Consider the following 17,043-nt stretch of genomic DNA (forward strand, 5'->3'; position numbering starts at 1 on the left):
TTTCTCTCTCACGCTATTTGATGGTCGGTGACCAGTCCGGAATTCTCGAGTTCGGCATACTTCTCATCGGAATAGCCGAGGATCTTCTTGTAGACGTACTCGTTGTCTTCACCGAACCCTGGGAGTACCCGCCCGAATGCCAGATCGAATCCCTCTACCCGCCAGGGATGTCCGGGATATCGATAGGTTCCCACCGACGGATGTGACCGCTCCTGGAACCAGTCACGCTCGCGCAGATGGTCGTCTTCGAGCAATCCGGTTTCGCTCATCACTTCACCCGCGGGAACGGCACACTCCTGCAACACCGAAACAACCTCGGAAGCCGACATCGAGCGGGCCCACTTCGCAATTCGATCCCTGATCGACGCGGAGTTTGTCCGTCTGGCGACTGTATCGGCGCCCATTTCTGCAAGTTCGTCCCCGCCGATTACCGAGGCCAATGCCGTCCACTCGCGATCGCTGCGAACGGATATCGCCACCCACCGATCCTCATCCGCACTGAGGTAAACATCCTGCAGCACATGAGGATCGGAGTTGCCGAGGATCTCCGGAACTCTCCCGTTCACCTGCGCGTCGAGCACGAACTCCCCGATCTCCGCCATGACGTTCTCCGCCTGCGCAAACTCGACAAGTCCCCCAACGCCGGTGTGCTCGCGGTCCAACAGTGCGGCCATCACCGCAAAGGCCAAACCTGCCGGAGCTGCCTCGTCCATGTGGTAGTTCTCGCCGGCCGAGTCGGCTTCCTCACCCTCGTAACCGTCCATCGCGGCAATCCCCACCAGCGAGTTGAAATTGGGGCCGTAACCGAGATAGTCACTCATCGGTCCGGCCATTCCGAGGGGTGGCATGCGAGCGACGATCAATCGAGGGTTGAGTTCGAGCAAACGCTCGTGCCCAAGCCCCAACTTCTCGAGAGTTCCGTTGGAATTGTTCTCCACCAGAACATCACTGACTTTGATCAGTTCGATCACAGCTGCGTGTCCCTCAGCGGTATCGAGATTCATACACGCCGACAGTTTGTTCCGGGAATGCCAGTTGAAGAGAGCTGTGCGGTCGTACGGTCGCTCGCCGGGATCCTTCTCCGGATAGGTGCCGCCGTGATACCCGGTCTGCGCGATCGATTCCTTCGTTGTCTTTGCCGAAACTTGTCGGCTGACGCGGTTGTTCCCCTCCACACGTATCACTTCTGCGCCCAAGTCCCCCAGCATCGCTGTCGCACCGGGGCCGGACCACACAACCGTCAGGTCGACAACACGAATCCCTTCGAGCGGATAACTCATACTCGCTCCCCTGTTTGTGTCAGTGACTCACGGATCTGTGGGCCGTGCTGGTCGAGAGTTGGTGCGGTATGACGCAACTGGTACCCGTTGGCCATCCGCCACGGCGCACCCGTGTACTCCAACGTGCCCGCAACCGGATGTGTACCGCTGACAAATGCGCCTCGGCTACGAAAGTGATCGTGACTCAACAATTCCGAGACGTCGAGATACGCCGTGACGGGAATACGTGCCGCCTCGCACTGTTCCATGATGGCGACTTTGGGCCGCTGCGCGAACCACTCGGTGACATATTCCATGAACTCGTCACGATCCCTTCCCATGATCGTCTCGCGCCCGTGGTACCGCGTATGGAACGCATCGTCGTGCTCGCCGACTATGTCGACCAACCGATTCCAGAAGGCCTGATTGGTCACGTACAGCATCACAAATCCGTCCTTGGCCCGGAACGGTCCGGTGAACGTCGCGCCGTGCCGGTGCGGGCTTCGCACTCCGCGTGGAGCATTCATGCCGGAATACGCCGCCGAAACGAGGTACGACGCTCGCCGGTCGGCGCCGGCGAGCAGAACCTCCTGCCCGGACACGTCGATCACGGAACCTTCTCCTGTGCGCTTGGCGCTGAAGATTCCCGCCAGCGTGGCTTCGCCGGCGGTACGGCCGATCGTGTAGTGCTCGAGCAGTCCCGGTTTACGCAACGGCGCACGATCAGCCGCACCAGTTGCGTTCATCGGGCCACCGGCAGCCTGAAGGACCAGGCCGCTCGCTTCACGATCCCGGTACGGTCCGGTCTGGCCGAAAGCACTGATCCGCGTGATCACCAGCGATGGGTTGCGCGCGTGCAGCACTTCCGGTCCCAGGCCCAATTTCTCCAGCTGGCCGGGACGGAAGGACTCCACCACCGCGTCCGCCGTGTCCACGAGGTTCAGGAGAACCTCCCGATCGGAATCCGAGGTCAAGTCAAGGACAAGCGATTTCTTGTTGGTGTTCAGATGCAGGAAGAGTGCGCTTCGCTCGACGTTCGGAACGTCGCCGGGGAACGGTCCCCACGCCCGCGTCAAGCTGCCCGTCTCCGGCTTTTCGACTTTGACAACGTCCGCACCAAAATCTGCGAACATCTTTGTTGCGTATTCTCCTGCCACCCACCTCGACAAATCCACGATCCGAAGATCCTGAAGTGCCTGCCGCGGTCCGGGTTTCGCTTCGCTAGGCAAGGTTCAGCTCCTTCTGCAGCCAACCCGCCGCAATATCTGCTGTGCCGTATCGGATTTCCGTGACCTTCGCCCGCTCCGACCACAGGTGCAAATCAGTCTCGAGGACGTACCCCATACCACCGTGCAATTGATGTGCGTCCAGGGTCGCGCGCTTGTAGGCCTCGTTGCACTGCATTTTTGCAATCGCGACCGCACGGGTGGCGGATTCACCGCGAGCCACCCACCACACCGCGTGCGCGGCAGCCAAGCGGGCACCTTCGAGCGCGATGTGCATGTCCGCGACAATGTGTTGTGCGGCTTGGAAACTACCGATCGGACGCCCGAACTGCTCACGCTGGGCAATGTAGTCGACGGTGCGATCCAGAACTGCGGCGCCGCCGCCTGCCATCTCCATGCATTGAAGCGCCACTGCCGCATTGGCGACCCACCGAAGATCGTCGGCGCTCAGCCCATTTCCGCTGCCCCCGAGAGAAACGGCCGCGTCCGAGGCGAACACGTCGACAAGTTCGACGCGAGATAGCCTCTCTCCGGACATGTTCGACAATGGGACGGCATTCCAACCTTCGGCTGTCCGCTCGACGAAGGCGCAGATCAACCGTTCCGGTTCGGCAAACACCGATGTGCGAGCAGTCACGAGGACCACGTCGGACATCGAGGCGTTCACGGCAAATGGCAGGGTTCCGTTGAGCAGCCACCCACCCGGAGCTGGTGTTGCGGTCAGAGTGGGTCGAATATCGCCGGCGTCCCCGGGATTCCAGGCGGCAACGCCGGCGCGAAGTCGACCTTCGGCCAGCGCAGGCAGATAACGCCTGCGTTGTTCCGGCGTAGCCAGTCGCCCGACGGCAATACCGAATTGCAGTGTGCTGTAGACAATCGACGGGCAGAGAACCCGGCCGGCCTCCCGAAAGAACACACCGAGTTCGTACAGGCTGGCTCCACCGCCGCCGTATTCTTCATCGATCGCCAGGCCAAGTACACCAACCTCGGCAAGCGCCGTCATCAGTTTGTCCGGGCTGCTTTCGGACATCGGTTCTGCCAGTTCTCGTACCACACTGATCGGGCATTGTTTGGCCAGGACGGCAGCCGACATTGCCTGCAGATCGAGTTGGTCTTGGTTAGCAACAAGTTTCATCGGCAAACTCCTACGCCGTCAAGGAAGGTCGGAATCATGTCAGCGTCCGTAACTCGGTAGGCCGTGCCCGCGCTGGGCGATAACATCTCGCAGAACTTCGTTGGCTCCGGCACCGAATCGCAGCAGTGGCGCGGCGCGGTACAGTCGCTCGAATTTTCCTGCCATCACTGCGTGAGGGTCCGATCCCGCGATCAAACCTGCCGGACCGAGCATCGCCGTTCCGACATCGGCAATCCGTTGTCTGAGTTCACTGGAGAAAATCTTCTCGACGCTGACGAGCACCGACGGAATGGTTCCACTTTCGAGCAGGGACGACGCCTCGAATCCCATGAGCTGCGCGAGTTCGACATCCGCATCCAACTGAGCGAGCTTGCGGCGTACATCTGCGTTGTCGAGCGGACGTGTTCCGTCTTCTCGGATCTCCCGCGCGAGAATCAACAGATCGTCGACGGCTCTGCGCAGGTCACCTGCATTCGTGAGGGCACCACGTTCGAGATCCAGTGCACCGGTGATGTACTTCCATCCCTTGTCGACTTCACCGATCAGGTTGGTCGCTGGGACACGGACGTTGTCGAAGAACGTCTCGTTGGTTCGATATCCGGACCACGCGGTGATCGGACGAATCACAACACCGGGAGCGTCGATCGGCACGATGATCACCGAGATACCCTTGTGTTTGGGCACCTCGGTATTGGTGCGAACACACAGCCATTCGTGAGTGACGCGCTGCGCCATACTGTTCCAGATCTTGGAACCGTTGATTACCCACTCGTCGCCCTCACGCACCGCCCGGGTTTTCAGACTCGCAAGGTCTGTTCCGGCATTGGGTTCGGAATAACCGACGGCGCAGGTCAGTTCACCGCGTGCAATGGGCGGCAGGAATTCTTCCCGGTTCTGTTGCGTGCCGTGGCGCATGATCATCGGAGCCACCGACGTAACGGTCAAGTCCGGTCCCGGCACGCCCCAGTACTCGAATTCGCTGACCAGAAGATGCTGATACACCGCACCGAGACCAAGCCCACCGAACTCCTTGGGCCAATTGAGCCCGAACCACCCTTTTGCCCCGATCTTCCGGCGAAAGGCCGTGAGCTCGCCGCCGATGAACTCGAGATCGTGCTCGGCCATCTCCGCGCGCAGTTCCGGTGTGACATTGTCGCGAAGGAACGTGCGTATCTCCTCTCGCCACGCTCGCTGATCTGCGTCTAGTTCAAAATCCATGGGTATCCGTTCCAGAGTGGCTGATGGCCGCAGAGCCTTGGTTGTTCATTGGGAGGCCTGAAGGCTCTCGGCCAGTTCAGGATCCGAGCGCAACGCAGCGCGCACCGCAGCCTCCCAGAAGCCGTGGTAGCTGTTTCCGTCACTACCGGCCATTCGATCGAGCCACCAGTCGGGCAGAGCTGTCTTCTCCGGTCCACCGGCCACCCGGATCATCCAGGCATTCTTACAACGTTGTTCGAGAGCGACCGCCCGCAAATAGACTGCTGCGGCGGTACTTCCGGTGACAAAAACGCCATGTCCTGCCAGGAGTGCGCGATCAGCGGGCCCGATCGACCGGATCGCGGCCTCGGCTGCCTCCATGTTGTCGACGCCGCCGTCGTACTCGTCGACCAGCACTACCTCACCGCCGCCGAGGCTGGAACTCTGATCGTAAGCGGGTGGAACCTCGCCCAGATCAGCCCAGACCGTTCCGAACTCCGAATGATTGTGTAGCGCAATGCCGACGTCGGGACGTGCTCGGTGAAGCGCAAGGTGCAGAGGAATTCCCAGCGGGACAGGCCAATCGCCCTGTAGGACATTGCCGTCTACGTCGATACGAATGATGTCGGCGGGGAGGATCTCCTCCCAGGTGAGAAGCCACGGGTTGCACAGCATGGTGCCGTCACCGAGGTTGTACGTGATATGCCCGGCGAGATGATCCCGGTACCCCTCGGCCCACAGAGCTCGCGCAAGCAGAACTATCTCCTCCGCCGGCGTCAGGTTCGGGATCAATTGATCGACAGTGGGTTTGAACTTCTTCACAGCAACCTCTCGGTAGTGCACTGGACCGCCAGCGGGAAGGAAAGTGCGAACTTTCAGGAAGATCGTCTTCACAGCAAGTATCTCTATGTGATACTGTGTATCAATTCTTTAATCACAGTAGGGGTGATTCAGATCGCAGTCAAGACAATCAGTGGACTCACGCGCGGACTCCGCGTCATCGAAGCCATTGCTGCCCATCAGCCAATCGGCTTGACCGCGCTTTCACGGCTACTCGAGGTCGACAAAAGCGCCATGCAACGCACCCTGGCAACCCTCCATGAAGCGCAATGGATCCACCCTGTCGGCGAGGCTCCACCCCGCTGGGAGCTCTCCACCCGTTGTGTTGTCGTAGCCGGACAGGTCTACAACGGCTCGTCGCTGGCTGCCCGAGCACAACCCGTCATGACCAAGATTCGGGATACAACCGGCGAGACAGTACATCTCGCTGTCGCGGAGGAAGAACACATGATCGTCCTCGGGGTGGTTGAAGGTACCCACATGGTTCGGACAGGCCTGAAGCCCGGGCAGATACACGTACCCGAGACAAGTGCAGCGGGACGGGTCATCCACGCGTACCAGTCGCAGGAAGAACGCATGAACAGCTCGGGTCAGCCCGATCTCCTCCTCGCAGATGCCGAGTACCAGGAGATACGCAGGCGTGGATGGGCCGCAAGCGAGGAAGCCGTCCAGCAAGGATCAACCAGCCTCGCCGCAGCGGTGCTGGATGCGTCGGGATCGCCACTGGCTGCGATCGTGATCAGTGGGCCGGCGACTCGACTCACCGAGGAGTACTTCGCGCGGTACGGCGAGCTGCTCCGATCGGCGGCGGATCAACTCGGCGGCTCCTACTGAGTGGGCTCACTCAGCGTCGCGAAGACAACCAGGGCCAGGTTCGTGCGATCGGACTGTCCCGAAAGCCCCTCCAGTGCAACAGCAGACTCGAACGGAATGAGACTTCCGGACGGCAATGTGCGGTCGCCGAACGCAACACTGCCGGACAACACAACTGCATACCCCCGGCCCACACATTCAGCGAGTGCATCGGCGTTCAATACCCCACCGAGGTCGAGCGCAACACCGAATGCTGCGGCGCCACGTCTGGTACGGGCCAGTAGATCCAGCTTTCCCGTCTCTCCTGCGGCGTCGTCGATCGCACAGGTGAAATGTTCGCCGGCTCGCGTCTCACCTTTGACGCGTGATTCCGGCATGTAGTTCAATCCAGCGGCGGGGTCGAGCCGAAGGGTGAAGTACGACAGACCGTCGGGAGCGTCGGCGAAGATCGGCCCGTACACCGTGTACGCATCGCTGTAATGCACAGTGCCCGCGCCGATGGCGTGCCTACCGAGGCGTCCACTGCCGTCGAGAACTACCTGAAACTGATCCACCTCGTGATAGTGGGGCCGAAGCTTTTCCGCCTTCTGGCCGACAAGATACGCCTGAAAGCCCCCGGTTGCCGAACCGTCGGAGTGCTCACCTAGATAGTCACTCATCAGGAAGTCGCCGGACTCCGTGGTACGCAATATGGTTCGAGACTGTGCGGGTGCCACTGCCATCGGTGCCGATGTCATCGAATTCTCCTCAACTGACAGGTTCGGCTCGGACGCCCTCGAATTCCTGCCCACGGACAGATCGTGGAACGGGTACCGGAATAGCGTCGAGCAATGTTCGGGTGTACTCCTGCTGCGGGCGACGGAAGATGTCCTCCACCGACCCACTTTCCACAACCTCACCGCGCGCCATCACCAGCACACGATCGGCGATCACTTCGATCAACGCCAAATCATGACACACGAACAGATACGCAAGACCCAGTTCCTCTTGCAGATCCCGCAACAAGTTCAGCACCTGCGCCCGCACCGAAACATCCAGCGCAGCAACAGGTTCATCACAGACGATCATCTTCGGATTCAACGTCAACGCCCGAGCAATTGCAACACGCTGAAGCTGCCCACCGGAAAGCTCCGCCGGATACCGGCCGAAATAACGCGAACCGATCCCCACCTTGTCCAACATCGCCGTCGCCAACTTCTCACGCTCACCCCGACCCATGTCGGTATGCACGATCAGCGGTTCCACCACAGCATCAACAACGGTCATCCGCGGATTGAGAGAACTGTGCGGATCCTGGAAAATCATCTGCATACCGCGGCGCATCGAACGCAACTCGGCAGGTTTTGCGGCCCGCACGTCAACGCCATCGAACGTGATCGAACCGGTATCCGGCTCGATCAACCGCAAGGCAATCCGGCCCACCGTCGACTTACCCGCACCCGACTCCCCGACCACGGCAAGACATTCACCGGCTTCGAGACTGAAACTGACGTCCTTGACCGCATGCGACCACTTGGTGCGACGGCCCAGAAAATCGCGGCCCGATGCAAACGACTTCGACACGTTCTTCACTTCGAGAAGACTCATCGCACACTCACTCCCTGCAGATCGAGGTCCTGCACACGCAGGCATCGCGCCTCTCCGGTCGGAACCTGCGCCATCGCAGGATGCTCCACATCGCACAGTCCCGGCGCCACATGCGGGCACCGCGGCGAGAACCGGCATCCTGTCGGCCAATCGGCCGCCGCGGGAATCCCGCCCGGGATCGCATGCAGCCGACGATCCGTATTCAGTCCCGGCTGCGGAATCGAAGCCAGCAAACCCGACGTGTACGGATGCTGGGGACGGAAGAACACTTCTTCTGCCGCAGCGTTTTCCGCGATCTCACCGGCATACATCACCACCACCCGCTGACACAATTCCGCCACCACCGCAAGATCGTGACTGACGAACAGCAACGCCACACCGGTCTGCTCCTGCAAATCCCGCAACAGATCGAGGATCTTCTCCTGCACCGTCACATCGAGCGCAGTAGTCGGCTCGTCCGCGATCAGCAACCGCGGATTACATGCCATCACCATCGCGATCATCACACGCTGACACATGCCACCACTGAACGCATGCGGATAATCGCCTACCCGCTCCTTCGCCCGGGGAATCTGCACCAATTCGAGCATCTCCACCGCCCGAGCCATTGCTTCCTTGCGGCTCAAACCCAAGTGCTTGCGCACGGATTCAGCGATCTGATCACCGACCGTGTAGGCCGGATTGAGACTGCGAATAGGCTGCTGAAAAATCATGCCCATTCCGGTACCGCGGAGCTTGCGCCACTCCCGCTCCGGAACCTTCGTCAGATCACGACCGTCGAATTCGATGGAACCCCGCGAAATCCGGCCGCCGGTAGCCTGCGTCAAACCCATCACCGCAAGCGAGGACACCGTCTTGCCTGATCCGGACTCACCGACCAACGCCACCGACTCGCCGGCACCGACGTCGAACGAGACACCTTCGACCGTCGTCTGCCAACCGCCTCCGCCGCTGGGGAATTCGATGGTCAGATCCCGAACCCGCAACAGTGGTTCAGTGCTCGCATCGAACTGCTCTTTACGCATCAGATCAGTCATTGTCACCATTACGACTCCGTAGCAAAGATCGGCGAACACCGTCGCCCAGATAGGTGAAGGACAGGACCGTCAAGAAAATCATCACGCCGGGAGGCCACACCAGGTACGGCGCCAACTGCATATTCGACGCCGCGGTGCTGAGCATCGAACCCCAACTCGCCGCCGGAGCCTTCGCCCCGAGGCCGAGGAAACTCAGGCTCGCTTCCGCCGCAACCGCAGCACCGAGAGAGACGGAGATGACCAGCACCACCGGCGGCATCACGTTCGGAAGGATATGCCTGATAATGGTTCTGCCCGGACGACAGCCCAACGCGATTGCGGCCTCGATGTATGTCTCGTGCCGCACATCCATCGTCGACGCCCGCGCAACCCGGAAGAACCTGGGCGCCATGACCAAACCGATGGCAAGCATCGCATTGGTGATTCCCGAACCGAGGACCGCGACGATCGTGATCGCCAGCACCAGTGACGGAGCCGACATCAACGCATCCATCACCCGGGTGATCAGCGAATCGACCCAGCCGCCGCGATAACCGGCGATGACACCGAGTGGAAGCCCAAGGATCAGCGCCACACTCACCGCCTGCAACGACGCCGTCAACGAAATCCGCGCGCCGTAGATCAACCGGCTCAACACATCTCGGCCGTAATCATCGGTGCCGAGCAGATGATTTGCACTCGGCGGCTGCAATCGGTTGACCAGGTCCTGCACATACGGATCGTGCGGCGCCAGAATCGGAGCGAACACCGCCATGATCACCAGAAGCAGGATGAAAATACCCGCGACCATCGTCACCGGCTTACGCAGAACAGCTTTCAAGCCTTGGCCCCTCGCAGGCCGCTCCGCCGTCTCGGATGTGGTCACTACCTTCGGATCAGTCATGCGCGAACCTTAGGGTTGAAGTAGCCGTAGGAAATGTCGACAAGCAGGTTCACCAGCACCACCACCACGGTGGTGAACAGGACAAACCCGAGCAGCACTGGAATATCGTGGTTCTGGACACTGTTCACGGCCAGAGAGCCCAACCCCGGCATGCTGTAGATGATTTCGATGGTCACCGCACCGCCCAGCACTTCCGCGACACGGAAACCGAGCACCGTGACCACCGGGATGCACGCGTTCTTGAGTCCGTGCTTGAACACGACACGTCCGCGCCCGAGACCCTTCGCCTCCGCGTTGAGGATGTAGTCGCTCTTGAGTACCTGCCCCAGCGACGACCGCAGCTGCAACGTCACCTCCGCCGCAGGCAACAACGCCAACGCAGTACCCGGCAAAATGAGGTGCTGAATCCACGGCACAAACCCGTCTGAGAGTGGCGCATACCCGAAGGCCGGGAAGATCTGATTGGTCACCGCGAATACCGACACCAGCACCAGACCGAACCAGAACGCGGGAATCGCGATCGCAATCGACGCCACCACATTCACCAGACGATCGACAATTCCGCCGGGACGAAGCGAGGCGACAACACCCAAGATCAACCCGATCGTCACCGCAAGCACCATCGCAAAAACAACCAGCGACAACGTCGTCGCCATCCGGCGGAAAATCAGCTCCGTCACCGACTGATTCGACAGAAACGACGTACCCAGATCACCCTGCAGAACACCGCCCACCCACCGGACGTACCGCAGAAAGATGTTGTCGTCCAGGTGAAGTGTCGACCGGATTTCGGCCAACCGCTCCGGAGTCGGATCATCACCGGCAAGAATCGCAGCCGGATCCCCCGGCGCCAAATCGATCAACAGAAAAATCATCAAAGGCACAATCAACAACAGCGGCACCGCCGCCAGCAGCCGTCGCCCCGCGTAACGCAACATAAGCACCCCTCACCGGCGCTTACAGCCGGTCTTGTCGGCGGTTCCCCTTCGCAGGTGATGCGTCTGCGTGAATTCTTTGTCGCATCACCTGCGAAGCAGATCGGTCTATCAGCAAGATTTCTGAATCTGCAGTGCTACTTGGTCATTCCGACGTAGCGCAGATCGAAGATTCCGGTGTCAACCCACGGGATGTTGTCGGCGTTGACTACCTTGTCACTGAAGATCGTCGCGTTCGTCTGATTGCAGATCGGGACGAACATGGCCTCGGCCAGTGTCTTCGACCAGATCTCGTGGTACAGCCCGGCCCGCTCGTCCTGCGACAACGTCGGGTTGGCAGCCTTTGTCGCCAGTGCGGCGATCTCGGGATTGCCGTTGCCGAAGTCGTAGGGACCCACGACAAAGGTATTGACGGTCTCAGCGGGGTCTACCTTGGGGCTGAAGCTGTTCGACACCATCGACTGGAAGGTGCCGGCGATGTAGCCGGGCTCGTTCTGGGTGTTCGGAACGGGATTGAGCTCCGCCTCGAATCCTGCTGCTGCCAGCGAGGACTGGATAACGTTGGCAGGCTTTTCGGTATTTGTTCCGGCACCGAAGGTCAGTGTGATCTTGGCTCCACCAGCACTGGAGACCAGGCTCTTGGCCTTGTCCACGTCGAAGGTGTACGGGTACTGGTACGACGGGTCGGCCGCCCAGCTCGATTCCGGATACATCTGTCGGTACGGGGTGCAGGTTCCCGAGAATAGCGCGCTGATGGCCTCGGGATCGATGGCGTGTGCAACAGCCTGGCGCACTTCGGGTTTCGCGAGGTCGTCACGTGCTCGCATGAAGACACCAAGCACATTGCGGAACTTCACCTTGTCAATACCCAGCACGTTGCGGTCCGCGAGCGACTGCGCCTGAACGATCTCGTTGGCCGAGCTCACCCAGCTGATATCGGTGGCGGCGGTCTGCATTCCGTTCAAACGCGTTGTCGCGTCCGGCATGGTCTTGAAGCTGATTCCACCGAGCAGTCCGGCCGCTGGATCCCAGTAGTCGCCCTCTGCACGAGTAACCTCGAGAGATTCCTCGGGTACGTAGTTGGTGACGGTGTACGGTCCGGATCCGCTCTGGCCCGGATCATTTCGGATGTCCGTGCCGGCTTCGATGGTCTTGGGGCTGACCATCATGCCGACATTGGTGCTGAACAGCCCGGGTAGCTCCACACCGGAACCCTTGGTCAGGTTCAGCCGGGCAGTAGTCGGGTCGACAACATCAACGGACGTAATGTCGTCGAGCGCGGCGACAACCGTGCTGCCTGCCATCGTCTTTCCACGCTGGACGTTTGCGGCGAGGGCGGCGGCGTCGAACTTGGTGCCGTCGTGGAACGAAACGTCGTCTCGTAATTTCAGCTCGAGATAGCCACCGTCAGAGGAAAACTCCCACGACTCCGCAAGTCCCGGAACAAGATTTCCGTCCTTGTCCACCATGGTCAAGCGATCGAACATCGGAGTCAGATATCCCCAACCGCCGTAGCTGGTCTGGAGGTACGGATCGAGGTTTCGGGTCGGCGCAGACGCGGTGACGCGAAGTACGGCCGCTCGGTCGATATCCGCGGCCGATGCAGTGGAGCCGCCTGCAGTGCTGGTGCCGCCGCCCCCGCCGCATCCCGCGACGGCCAAGGCAGCCACCAGCGACACTGCGGCAATTTTGCCTTTGCCGTTCCATTTTCCGCTCATCGAATTCCCTCTCGAGATAGATCAAAGTCGGCGAGAAACCCCACGCACACGGTCTCTTCGGCTCACAGGCAGACTAACCCGGATATGTCTATTAGGTATACGTTTTTTCGGAACTAGTTTTGACAATGGCAACCTGCACAGGAGTTATCCATCCTTGTCCCGATCACCGGGAAGGTGACTATCGAAATACGTCTGCTCAGGAGTCTGCGTTCGCTGCACGTCGTTGCTCCAGCACCGAACGTGTTCTCGCTCGGGCGTCCTCGTACTCTGCGACTGTTTCGCGAACTACTTCCGAAAGGGGGCTGCGTCGTTTCACCCCCGACACCGAATGGCCCGCACTCCAGACGTCGGTCCACCTTCTCGGCCCCGGTTCTGATGACCCCGGTCCGAACAGCTCGGCCGATTCTTTCACGGAGATCTGCTCGTTCAGTGTGTCGGGATCAAGCCCCTGCGCTCTGATGGACGGAGCAAGCATGTTCGTCCGCAGTCCGGTGAAAGCGTTGGTCAACACCACGTCGTCCATCGTGCTCTCGACCAACATGTCCTTGTACGGCGCCGACGCCGAACTCTCGTCGCTCGCGATGAAACGTGTGCCCATGTACGCCGCGTCGAAGCCTGCCACCTCGGCAGCCCACAACGCCTGCCCGTCGGAGATTCCACCTGCGAGAATGACTGTACCGTCGAAGAACTCACGGACACCACGGATGAAGGCAAACGGGTTCATCCACCCCGTCTGCCCACCCGCTCCGGCCGAGAGCAGCACGAGTCCGTCCGCACCGGCTTCAACTGCCTTTTCGGCATGACGAAGCGTGCCGACGTCGGCAAAGACCGCAGCGCCGATATCGTGGAGCGGTCCGATGATCGGGGCCGGTGAGCCTACGCTCGCGATGACCATTTCCACTCGGCGGCGAACCAAGCACGCAACGTCGTCTGCCAGTCGCGGCGCTCTCATGATCAGATTGGGGCAGTACGGTGCCAGTTCTCCGCCGCTCTCCTCATGGGCACGATCGAATGTCGCCAGCCACGAATCGAGTTCCTCTGCCGTGCGCGCGTTTGCCGTCGGAAAGGCGCCGACGACGCCCGCCGCGCAGGCTGCCGACACGAGGTCCGGCCCGCTCACTCTCAGCATGGGTGCGGCGATCAGCGGAATCCGCAGTCGAGCGCCGAATCTGGTCCGAAAGCCCGGTGGCACGTCGGATTTCACTAGGGCAGGTATCCGGTGTGCACCACCGGGGCAACCGGCTCCGCATCTCGCCCACTCGACAGCCTCAGCGCACCGAGCAGCGCGTTGCGTAGTTCGCGTGGATCGATGACGTCGTCGTACGTCACCGAACTTGCCAGACGCCACGGACCTGCAGCCTCGTTCTCGATCAATGCACGCTGTGTCCGCTCGTCCGCCTTCGAGGTGCTCCCACCCACGGCAGCCGGAATACCTCCCAGCATCCCTCCCGGAAACGACAACGACACGGTTTGATTGTCGAAAGCATTCTGACCCATGACCGAGCCCCCGAATCCGAAGGCCTTGCGCACTGTCACATGCATTTTCGGCACGGTGGACCGATGCTGCGCCGCAAACATCCGAGCACTCGCCCGCAGTATGCCGTCCCGTTCGGACTTACTTCCAGCAAGAACGCCCGGGTTGTCGGCCAGGAAGATCAACGGGATATGGAAAGCGCCGGTCATCTCGATGAACCGGCATGCCTTTTCCGCCGCGGCCACATCCAACGCACCGGCAAGCACCAGTGGCTGATTGGCGACAACGGCGACGACCCGGCCACCCATCCTTGCCAGCACTGTGATGACAGAAGAACCGTGCTGCGGTTGCAGCTCGAACAGGGTGCCCTCGTCCACCATCACGGACAACACGTCGTGCATGTCGTACGGGATACGAGGATTCGGCGGAACTACGTCGAGAAGAGAATCGAGGGAGCGCGGCGCCGCAACCGAAGTGTCAGGATCGGCCAGTGGCGCGCGACTCCACGCGTTCGACGGGAAATAGGACAGGTATTTACGCGTCAACTCGAGCGCCGAGTCTACGTCCGCCGCAACATTGTCGGCGATTCCGCTCACCTCAGCGTGCACGGCGCTACCGCCAAGGTCTTCCTTTGTCACCTTCTCGGCGAGCGACGCCTCCACCAGCGGTGGACCGGCTGTGAACATCGCGGCGTGGTCTTTGACCATGATGACAAAATCCGACATCGGTGCAGCAAGAGCCCCGTGCCCAGCCGAGGGTCCACACACAATCGAAACCGTCGGGACCAATCCGGCAAGCTCGGCCATTGCCTGCAGATCGTTGGGCGCCGGCCGGTGCGGGTGCAGTGCGTTGGTTGCCCTGTGCCCGGCACCTTCGAGCATCATCACCAGTGGAGTGCGCTCGCGCTTGGCAAGTTCTGCGATCCGGGCGCGCTTGGTGGCCGCTGCCGTTCCGATGGATCCGCCGGCAACCGTGAAATCCTCCGAACCGACCAGCACCGGACGGCCGTCGACAAGTCCGGACCCCGCAACGAAGGCGTCGGACGGGATCGACGCGTCGCCGGCCAGTACGCCGATTTCCTGAAATGTATCCTCGTCCAGGAACTTCGATACTCGTTCGCGCGCATCAACGCGCCCGAACCGCCGGTACCGCAGTAGCTTGTCGGGGCCACCCATCTCCTGTGCAGCCCGACGACGCTCGTCGAGTGCCGTCAGCAGCGAAGTCCACGCATGACGATTCTCCGAGACTATCGCCGGTTCGCCGTCAACGTCGAGTTGTTTACGCACGACCTTTCCGGTTGCATTGCGCGGCAGCGGTTCTGTGGTCAGTCGCCATCGGGAAGGCACCTTGTACTTAGCGAGACGCTCCCGCACGTACCCGAGCAACTCTGCCTCCGAGACGGATCCCGGCTCCTCGACCACAACAATTGCGGCCACTTCTTCGCCGTAGTCCGCGTGGGGAATTCCGATCACCGCGCATTCCTGCACCGACGGGTGCTCGCTCAGGACGTTCTCCACTTCGACGGGGTAGACGTTCTCCCCACCACGCAGAATCAAGTCCGATCTACGACTGCTGACGCGGAGGTGACCGTCGGCCATGAATCCCAAATCGCCTGTACGCAGCCATCCTTCATCGTCGAGCGCGGCGGCCGTCGCCGCATCGTTGTTCCAGTAGCCCACCATCACGTGCGGTCCATGTAGGCAGATCTCACCCTCGTAACCGTCCGGGAGCCGATGACCGTTGTCGTCCCGGATCTCGACGCTCATCGTGACGACGGGGCGGCCCACGGAATCCGGGTACTCCTCCAGATCGGCAGCTGTCGCCAAGGTGGCCCCGGTCGACGACTCGGTGAGCCCGTACGTCGTCCCCAACGAACGCCCTGCCACCGGCAGCAGTTCGCGAACCTTCTCCTTCAGTGCGAGTGACGACGGCGCTGATCCCAGTGATATCGTCTTGAGCGAGGACAGATCGTATCGTGACAGATCACCATGTGAAACAAGGCGATTCGCCATGGTCGGCACAGCACCCCAGTTGGTGACCTGCTCGCGCTCGATCAAACGCAGCACGCGTTCGATCTCGAATCGCCCGCTGTAGATGACTGCGGTGTCCCCGATCGACAATCGTGGCACGGCAAGGTTGTGCAGTGACGCGATGTGGAAGAGAGGATTCGACAGCAGAAACCGGCGGTTCGCGGGCGGGTTTCCGAAATGCGTTGCCAAGGCGTCGTTGAATCGATGAAAGTCGTTTGCCGTGATGACGTTCCGGTGCGAGTGCGTCGCACCTTTCGGCCGTCCGGTTGTGCCACTGGTGTACAAGATGACGGCAGGGTCGTCCTCGTGGATGGGGCAGGTCGACAGTTCCGCGTCGGCGTGCAGCGTGGACAACCGAGGTACGTCGACTTCGGTGGACAGTACCGGCACGCCGACCTCACCGAGAAGTTCTCGTCGTTTTGCGTCGGCGACAACAAGTTTCGGAGTGGAGTGCTTCATGCCGTAGTCGATCTCGGGAGCCGACCACATCGAGTTCATCCCGACCGCTATCGCCCCGAGGGACGTCGCCGCCCAGAAGGTGATGATCCACTGTGCGTTGTTCGCAGACAGAATCGCCACGCGGTCGCCCTTGCCGATCGAGTACGTGCCTCGCAACTCCTCTGCCAGTGATGCCACACGCGCGAAGTGATCGGTGAAGGTAATCCGCAGTTCGTCGCACACCAGATACTCGGTGTCGCCGTGCTCGACCGACGCGGCCAGAAGCTCACGGAGCGTATGCGTGCGATTCTTGAACACCGGCATGACGTGCCCGCGCACGGATTCTTCAGCCACCTCGAACAACTGCCCCGGGCCTGTCAGTTCTGCCACGGCCAGAGAGCGCCGATATGCCATGTCCGGTTGAACGACCATCCTTGATCCATTTCTGTGACAACGCAGTTCGATCGCGCT

General features: G+C 60.9%; 14 protein-coding genes and 1 pseudogene. 1 reads left to right on the plus strand and 14 read right to left on the minus strand.

The window, feature by feature from the left end; translation table 11 throughout:
• Positions 1-8: 8 nt before the first annotated feature.
• From FEZ60_RS07685 to FEZ60_RS07705, 5 genes are read right to left on the minus strand one after another with little or no spacing between them, the layout of a single operon-like run.
• Positions 9-1,280: a CoA transferase gene (locus FEZ60_RS07685; protein ID WP_045068632.1), complete on the minus strand. Its 1,272-nt coding sequence runs from the start codon at positions 1,278-1,280 to the stop codon at positions 9-11.
• Positions 1,277-2,488 (minus strand): CoA transferase, encoded by a 1,212-nt coding sequence (locus FEZ60_RS07690; protein ID WP_172935820.1) that lies wholly within the window; start codon positions 2,486-2,488, stop codon positions 1,277-1,279. Before FEZ60_RS07690 ends, FEZ60_RS07685 begins: the two co-directional genes overlap by 4 nt.
• Positions 2,481-3,620 (minus strand): acyl-CoA dehydrogenase family protein, encoded by a 1,140-nt coding sequence (locus tag FEZ60_RS07695; protein WP_116102313.1) that lies wholly within the window; start codon positions 3,618-3,620, stop codon positions 2,481-2,483. Before FEZ60_RS07695 ends, FEZ60_RS07690 begins: the two co-directional genes overlap by 8 nt.
• A gap of 39 nt (positions 3,621-3,659) precedes the next feature.
• The gene (locus tag FEZ60_RS07700) at positions 3,660-4,838 is read right to left on the minus strand and encodes an acyl-CoA dehydrogenase family protein (protein ID WP_095968543.1); all 1,179 of its coding nucleotides are present in this window, start codon (positions 4,836-4,838) and stop codon (positions 3,660-3,662) included.
• Positions 4,839-4,883: 45 nt separating this feature from the next.
• Positions 4,884-5,711, minus strand: a complete 828-nt coding sequence (locus FEZ60_RS07705; protein WP_233363947.1) for a class II aldolase/adducin family protein — start codon at positions 5,709-5,711, stop codon at positions 4,884-4,886.
• A 51-nt stretch (positions 5,712-5,762) separates the two neighbouring features.
• On the opposite strand from FEZ60_RS07705, the gene FEZ60_RS07710 reads away from it, so the two are divergent.
• The gene (locus FEZ60_RS07710; RefSeq protein ID WP_033232627.1) at positions 5,763-6,491 is read left to right on the plus strand and encodes an IclR family transcriptional regulator; all 729 of its coding nucleotides are present in this window, start codon (positions 5,763-5,765) and stop codon (positions 6,489-6,491) included.
• On the opposite strand, the gene FEZ60_RS07715 is transcribed toward FEZ60_RS07710, so the two are convergent.
• The 9 genes and pseudogenes from FEZ60_RS07715 to FEZ60_RS07755 form a co-directional block, all read right to left on the minus strand.
• Positions 6,485-7,207 carry a hypothetical protein gene (locus FEZ60_RS07715; protein WP_172935821.1) on the minus strand — a complete coding sequence of 241 codons (723 nt, stop codon included), beginning with the start codon at positions 7,205-7,207 and terminating at the stop codon, positions 6,485-6,487. The genes FEZ60_RS07710 and FEZ60_RS07715 overlap by 7 nt on opposite strands.
• Positions 7,208-7,217: 10 nt before the next feature.
• On the minus strand, positions 7,218-8,057 hold the full coding sequence (locus FEZ60_RS07720; RefSeq protein WP_051730357.1) for an ATP-binding cassette domain-containing protein: 840 nt from the start codon (positions 8,055-8,057) through the stop codon (positions 7,218-7,220).
• Positions 8,054-9,103, minus strand: coding sequence for an ABC transporter ATP-binding protein (locus FEZ60_RS07725; RefSeq protein ID WP_045068627.1), 1,050 nt, complete (start codon positions 9,101-9,103; stop codon positions 8,054-8,056). The genes FEZ60_RS07720 and FEZ60_RS07725 overlap by 4 nt, the downstream gene beginning before the upstream one ends.
• Positions 9,087-9,977 (minus strand): ABC transporter permease, encoded by an 891-nt coding sequence (locus tag FEZ60_RS07730; RefSeq protein ID WP_080711646.1) that lies wholly within the window; start codon positions 9,975-9,977, stop codon positions 9,087-9,089. Before FEZ60_RS07730 ends, FEZ60_RS07725 begins: the two co-directional genes overlap by 17 nt.
• On the minus strand, positions 9,974-10,915 hold the full coding sequence (locus FEZ60_RS07735) for an ABC transporter permease (protein WP_033232363.1): 942 nt from the start codon (positions 10,913-10,915) through the stop codon (positions 9,974-9,976). The genes FEZ60_RS07730 and FEZ60_RS07735 overlap by 4 nt, the downstream gene beginning before the upstream one ends.
• Before the next feature lie 134 nt (positions 10,916-11,049).
• Positions 11,050-12,630: an ABC transporter substrate-binding protein gene (locus tag FEZ60_RS07740; protein ID WP_172935822.1), complete on the minus strand. Its 1,581-nt coding sequence runs from the start codon at positions 12,628-12,630 to the stop codon at positions 11,050-11,052.
• A 196-nt stretch (positions 12,631-12,826) separates the two neighbouring features.
• Positions 12,827-13,822 carry a nitronate monooxygenase gene (locus FEZ60_RS07745; RefSeq protein ID WP_245005914.1) on the minus strand — a complete coding sequence of 332 codons (996 nt, stop codon included), beginning with the start codon at positions 13,820-13,822 and terminating at the stop codon, positions 12,827-12,829.
• Between the two features lie 11 nt (positions 13,823-13,833).
• On the minus strand, positions 13,834-15,279 hold the full coding sequence (locus FEZ60_RS07750; RefSeq protein WP_116102378.1) for a carboxyl transferase domain-containing protein: 1,446 nt from the start codon (positions 15,277-15,279) through the stop codon (positions 13,834-13,836).
• 90 nt (positions 15,280-15,369) lie between these two features.
• Positions 15,370-17,004 (minus strand): annotated as a pseudogene (locus FEZ60_RS07755) (class I adenylate-forming enzyme family protein); the annotation flags it as partial.
• Positions 17,005-17,043: the final 39 nt, after the last annotated feature.

Origin of the sequence: Rhodococcus sp. MS16 (assembly GCF_013277795.1) — a bacterium.
GTDB classification, from domain to species: Bacteria; Actinomycetota; Actinomycetes; order Mycobacteriales; family Mycobacteriaceae; genus Rhodococcus_F; species Rhodococcus_F globerula.

Bases quoted from the DNA above. Each gene is read 5' to 3' on its own strand.
- FEZ60_RS07695 (WP_116102313.1), bottom strand. From the start codon at position 3,620: ATGAAACTTGTTGCTAACCAAGACCAACTCGATCTGCAGGCAATGTCG.
- FEZ60_RS07725 (WP_045068627.1), bottom strand. From the start codon at position 9,103: ATGGTGACAATGACTGATCTGATGCGTAAAGAGCAGTTCGATGCGAGC.
- FEZ60_RS07715 (WP_172935821.1), bottom strand. From the start codon at position 7,207: ATGACATCGGCACCGATGGCAGTGGCACCCGCACAGTCTCGAACCATA.
- FEZ60_RS07740 (WP_172935822.1), bottom strand. From the start codon at position 12,630: ATGAGCGGAAAATGGAACGGCAAAGGCAAAATTGCCGCAGTGTCGCTG.
- FEZ60_RS07730 (WP_080711646.1), bottom strand. From the start codon at position 9,977: ATGACTGATCCGAAGGTAGTGACCACATCCGAGACGGCGGAGCGGCCT.
- FEZ60_RS07685 (WP_045068632.1), bottom strand. From the start codon at position 1,280: ATGAGTTATCCGCTCGAAGGGATTCGTGTTGTCGACCTGACGGTTGTG.
- FEZ60_RS07750 (WP_116102378.1), bottom strand. From the start codon at position 15,279: ATGGGTGGCCCCGACAAGCTACTGCGGTACCGGCGGTTCGGGCGCGTT.
- FEZ60_RS07735 (WP_033232363.1), bottom strand. From the start codon at position 10,915: ATGTTGCGTTACGCGGGGCGACGGCTGCTGGCGGCGGTGCCGCTGTTG.
- FEZ60_RS07700 (WP_095968543.1), bottom strand. From the start codon at position 4,838: ATGGATTTTGAACTAGACGCAGATCAGCGAGCGTGGCGAGAGGAGATA.
- FEZ60_RS07720 (WP_051730357.1), bottom strand. From the start codon at position 8,057: ATGAGTCTTCTCGAAGTGAAGAACGTGTCGAAGTCGTTTGCATCGGGC.